The following is a 4,597-nucleotide window of genomic DNA, read 5'->3' on the forward strand; positions in this document are numbered from 1 at the left end:
CTGCCTTTATCTCTTCTTTAGTAATTATGTACTATATTTAGATGCGTTCGCCCTGGATTTGGAAAGGACTCCGACCGATTTTTGAGAAACTACCTGCTGAACTCCAGCCGCAATATGAAAAGTTTGTGACTGCTTATTTTAGTTTGGCAACTGCCCATAAAGCTGTTTGTCAAAAGTTTGGCGGTGGTGAAATGGGCAGTTTGCGTTGTGATAAAAGTACAGCAGTAGATGTGTTAGACAAATTTGCTCAAAATCGCTTACGGCTAATTGATCCTCATCATCAAGTATCTAATGGTTGTCCGTTCCATTAATATGAAAAAGGAAACTAATAAATATATTGAGATTAATTACGGAAACTTTGCTCAAGTCGGCAAAGCCGCCCACGCAAGTGTCCTCCTCTGCGCCACCCTGCGGGAAGCCGCAAAGCGTCTACTGCGTGAAAAAAATCATACTTTCATTCAGCAACGCCAGATTTTTTGTGTAATGTCTGAAAAAATTATTCCTTGTCTGTGGCACTTGAGGCATGGGTAACAATGGCATCATGATCTGGCAAAGCAATTTCTACATTCCGCAGCGTTGGGAATATATAGCCACCCAAACCAACTAACATAATAAAAAATGAAGTAATTAGATACAAAAGAGCCATACCACTACCTGCTCCAGTACCAAATATAGGACTAAAAACGGATGTCAAAAAACCTCCTGGTTTCATTGCTGGTTCAAAACTTTGTCAGCTAGTGGCCCAGCAGTGAGACTGGCAACTGTGCCAATAATCATGCCAATAGTGTGGTCAGATGCAAAGACCCGCCCTTGAACACTTGGTGCTACCTTGGCATACCAAATAGCACTACTGGAACTGAATAATAAGGGAAGATTTACAGAGGAGCAAAACTGAGAGCCAATCCAGACTAATGGTATTTGACCTAAAGCGAATACAGCTCTGCTCAAACCATTACCAATAAACCCTACCAACATACCATGAACTCGATGCTTAAATCCTCCCGAAATACCTAAGAATAAGCCCCCCATTACACCACCGACTCCCGCAGCTGTCATCACAACACCTAAAACTTGGGTATTGCCATCTGTGCGTGCGAGAATCATTGGTTGGTATAAAGTTTCTCCTAATTGATAGGCAAACCAAAAGCAGGAGAAAGCGATCGTCATTGCTAATAAACCGGGTCTTGATAAGATGTAGCGAAAACCCAAAGTTAGTTTTTGCGAGATTGTCTCACTCTCATAGTTAGTTATCTCTATACGAGGCGGTTGGGGTAGTTGGAGGAAGATAAACATACCCACAGCCAGAGCAAAGCTGGCAACATCAACTACGATGATCCCCACTAGACCAATGATCGGATAAAAAATACTAGCTAAAGCTGGAGCAATAATTGTTGAAGCATGAGTAACCAAAGAACTCATACTGCTAGCACGAGTGTAATGCTGCTTTGGCACCATCAAGGGAATAGAAGCTTCATAAGCAAGATTTTGGATATGTCCAAAGCAACTAGAAATGGCAATTAGACAGTAGAGATGCCAAATAAGTAAATTGTTAGTTGAGTAGAGCAACCCAATGATGATGGTGCATAAAATAGCAATAGTATCGCCCAAAATTATCAGGTACTTGCGATTATAACGGTCTACAAGAACTCCAGCAAACAGGGAAACAAAGACTAATGGAAATTGGTAAAAGAAACTGAATAAGGCTATGCTTGTTGCCTCTTCAGTTAATTGCCAAACCCAAATGGTCAGAGCAAAGCGAGTCATGGCGCTACCGATCGCAGAGACGATCTGACCGCACCAGATAATCATGAAAGTACGCACGGCAAAAATGGGAAAATAAGGGACTAGTACCACCGTGAATTAAAAATTAAAAATTAAAAATGAATACAGCGTAAGGATTTTATTCATTTGAAATGGGTGGTTGATTTACGCCGTATTGTACTAGGAAAGAGTCAGTTGGCTGACCTGATACTGCTTGACTAACTCTAGAGGTTGCTCATACTTCGTTATCCCCGACCAGCCCCGGTAAAACTGACGCAGTTGTTTAACTGGACTGTCACGTCGCACTAAAATATCTAACATCTCTGGTTCAATATGTCCCCAAAATTGTCCTGTGGGCAGGTCAAAAAGGGTAGGGGCAAACTGATGACCGCCAAAGTGGGAACATCGCCAAACTCGCAACTGTCCAAGGGATGTGGCTGCATGCTCCTAGCGTAACTTTTGATAAATAGGGTAGCCAAAGCGAGAGCAGGCGACATCGACGTTACCGTGGGTACAAACCATGATCTCGCGGGTGTCATTTCTGGGCTGTCGGTAAGGTTCAAATTGATGTAATTCCTGGGACTGTTTCAGGAGGGCTGCAACCAACTGACCGAACTGATGCTCTGGAACGAGAAATTCTTGCTTATCGAACTGTGCAAAGTTTTTGGCTGGTCTTTGGTAGTGTATCACGCGAGTGTATCCTGGCGTGGAATACTCTTGGTCAGGAGCGATCGCTATTGGCATTACCTGGATACCCTGGTCTTGTACCTCATGAAACAAATCATGGATCTGATTCAGGACGGGATCTGTTTCTAAGCGTTCTTCTGTCCAAGGCTGCGGTATTTCCATAACTAACCAAATGTCAGCATTGCTAGCTGTACCAATGGGGTCTTCACCATTAGCTTTGGAGACAACCGAGCAAAACTGACAATTCGTTAATAATTTTTGAGTCATCATATTGTTTGCAGGGAAAGTAATTAATTTATCAGAAAAATGGGTTTAAAACCCCGTCCCTTCGGCAAGCTCAGGGCAACGCCTTTAAGAACGGCTTTATATTAGAGGTATCGTGGTAGAGTTAGAAGTCGTCGTTGACCCACCCAGACATCGGAGACAGAAAGCCTAACACCAAAGTTCGGTAGAAGACTATCGACGGCGCAGAAAAGACGGCAGACTGGGATAAGAACGAGAGGCAATGGAAACACCCTTAAGTTACAAAACACCTGAACATTTTATCAATTTCAAGTTGCTGCGGGACACGCAGTCGTAAAGTCTGTGGAGCGAACATAAGACCAAATCCTCTTAGGGGGTGGAGGCGGTTGCTATGAAACAGAAACCTAAGTCGTGAGTCTTAGGAATCCCCGACCGTTTACGGCGGGGAGGATGTCAAGGAGATAGAAGCAATTGCTTTTGCAGTTCTTTGAGGTAGAGTTCTGTACCGATAGGTCCTGGTAAACCCAAACAGAGATAAGCAGGGAGGAAATATACTCGCCCATCTTTGCTAGCCTGCATTGATTGAGCGATCGCATTTTTCTCCCACTCCTGCTTGAGATTATTCACTTGGTTGTCTTGAAATTTGTTCGGCTCATTGAGATGATTAGACTGGCCAAAGTTGTATCCCAACAAAATAATTAAGTCTGCATTGTTGAATTGGGGCAATATTTCTATAGAGATTAGCGGTGGAATCTTGGTATTTGCAGCAGAAAGATACACTAATTGAAATCCCAAATCAGCAACGAGGGAACCACATAAACTGTTACTACCGGTAACGAGTTTATTTTGAATCAAATGGTTATCAGGGGTGAGCATCAGCACTCGCGGATGGGCTGCGACAAAGGGAGAAAATAATTTGTGAGCATTCCTTAAACGCTGGTCGTTTTCAGCGATGATTTGTTCGGCTTTTTGAGGATTTCCAATGGCTTTGGCAATTACTCGTAGATTAGTTTTAGTATCCAACCATTTAAATAGTAGCGTTGGAGCAATTTTTGAGAGGATTTCATACTGATTTCTGTTGACTTCTGTTCCTAGAATTAAGTCGGGCTTGATTTTTAGTAATGCCTCAAGAGAAGGTTTATAATCAAGACCCACATTTATTGGTTGACTAGTTACCAACTTCCCCAAATAGGGAATCTGAGTGCTGGGACGATCGTAATCACCCAGATGAAACAAGATCCGGTTGGCAAATCCAGCTGGCTGGATATCCAGTGATAGGATGAGTTCCAGCATACTAGTACCAATTGCCACAATTTTCTGGGGTTGACCGCAAACTGTGGTACTCCCCATTTCATGGGAAATGACTTGGCAAGCGATCGCCGGCGACAATTGTTTGCTAATTGGATGCTGAACTACCCGACCACCACAGGCAGCGATCGTGAATGTAGTAAGCATTGCTACTACCCATAGTTTAAGCCTGCGGCTGATCCTCCAAATAGGAAATATGATCATCAAGTTTTACCTAAAATTCTACCGAAATTGAGCCAATCACGGTAAATGGTTGCCCCGGTTCGATACCTCGAATTCTAGAGGATGTTGCAGCACTACTTATATAATTGATGTCGAACAGGTTGTTGAAATTCAGACCGAGCCGCCAGTTGTTTCGTCGATAAAAAATAGCCGTATTGGTGAGGAAATAACTATCCACCTCAAAAGAATTTTGCAAGTCGCCAAAACGTTTACCGATGTAATTGAAGCCAATTCCAAAACCCAAGCCTTGCAAATCACCTGATTGAATCTCATAAGTTGTCCAGAGACTAGCACTGTGTTTGGGAGTGCCTGGTAAGCGATTAAGTAAGTCGTGGAGAAAATTTATAAGTATGTAACAAAGAGTTAAGCAGAAGAA

5 protein-coding genes and 1 pseudogene are annotated in these 4,597 nt (G+C 42.9%); 1 reads left to right on the forward strand and 5 read right to left on the reverse strand.

The genetic code is table 11. The features are described 5' to 3' along the window. Positions 1-41: 41 nt before the first annotated feature. Positions 42-311, forward strand: coding sequence for a hypothetical protein (locus tag HWQ38_RS16980; protein WP_292795462.1), 270 nt, complete (start codon positions 42-44; stop codon positions 309-311). Positions 312-496: 185 nt separating this feature from the next. On the opposite strand, the gene HWQ38_RS40485 is transcribed toward HWQ38_RS16980, so the two are convergent. From HWQ38_RS40485 to HWQ38_RS17005, 5 genes and pseudogenes are all read right to left on the reverse strand, one after another. Next, complete coding sequence (locus HWQ38_RS40485) at positions 497-712, reverse strand: hypothetical protein (protein ID WP_366933307.1); 216 nt, start codon at positions 710-712, stop codon at positions 497-499. Continuing rightward, positions 709-1,854 carry an MFS transporter gene (locus tag HWQ38_RS16990; RefSeq protein ID WP_366933308.1) on the reverse strand — a complete coding sequence of 382 codons (1,146 nt, stop codon included), beginning with the start codon at positions 1,852-1,854 and terminating at the stop codon, positions 709-711. The genes HWQ38_RS40485 and HWQ38_RS16990 overlap by 4 nt, the downstream gene beginning before the upstream one ends. 87 nt (positions 1,855-1,941) lie before the next feature. After that, positions 1,942-2,718: pseudogene (locus HWQ38_RS16995) on the reverse strand (sucrase ferredoxin). Between the two features lie 426 nt (positions 2,719-3,144). Beyond that, positions 3,145-4,146 carry an iron-siderophore ABC transporter substrate-binding protein gene (locus HWQ38_RS17000; protein ID WP_292795468.1) on the reverse strand — a complete coding sequence of 334 codons (1,002 nt, stop codon included), beginning with the start codon at positions 4,144-4,146 and terminating at the stop codon, positions 3,145-3,147. Between the two features lie 67 nt (positions 4,147-4,213). Then, positions 4,214-4,597: TonB-dependent receptor (locus tag HWQ38_RS17005; RefSeq protein WP_292795470.1), on the reverse strand; the 384-nt coding region annotated here is incomplete at its 5' end.

Source organism: Nostoc sp. NMS7, from assembly GCF_017115085.1.
In the GTDB taxonomy this organism is placed as follows: domain Bacteria; phylum Cyanobacteriota; class Cyanobacteriia; order Cyanobacteriales; family Nostocaceae; genus Nostoc.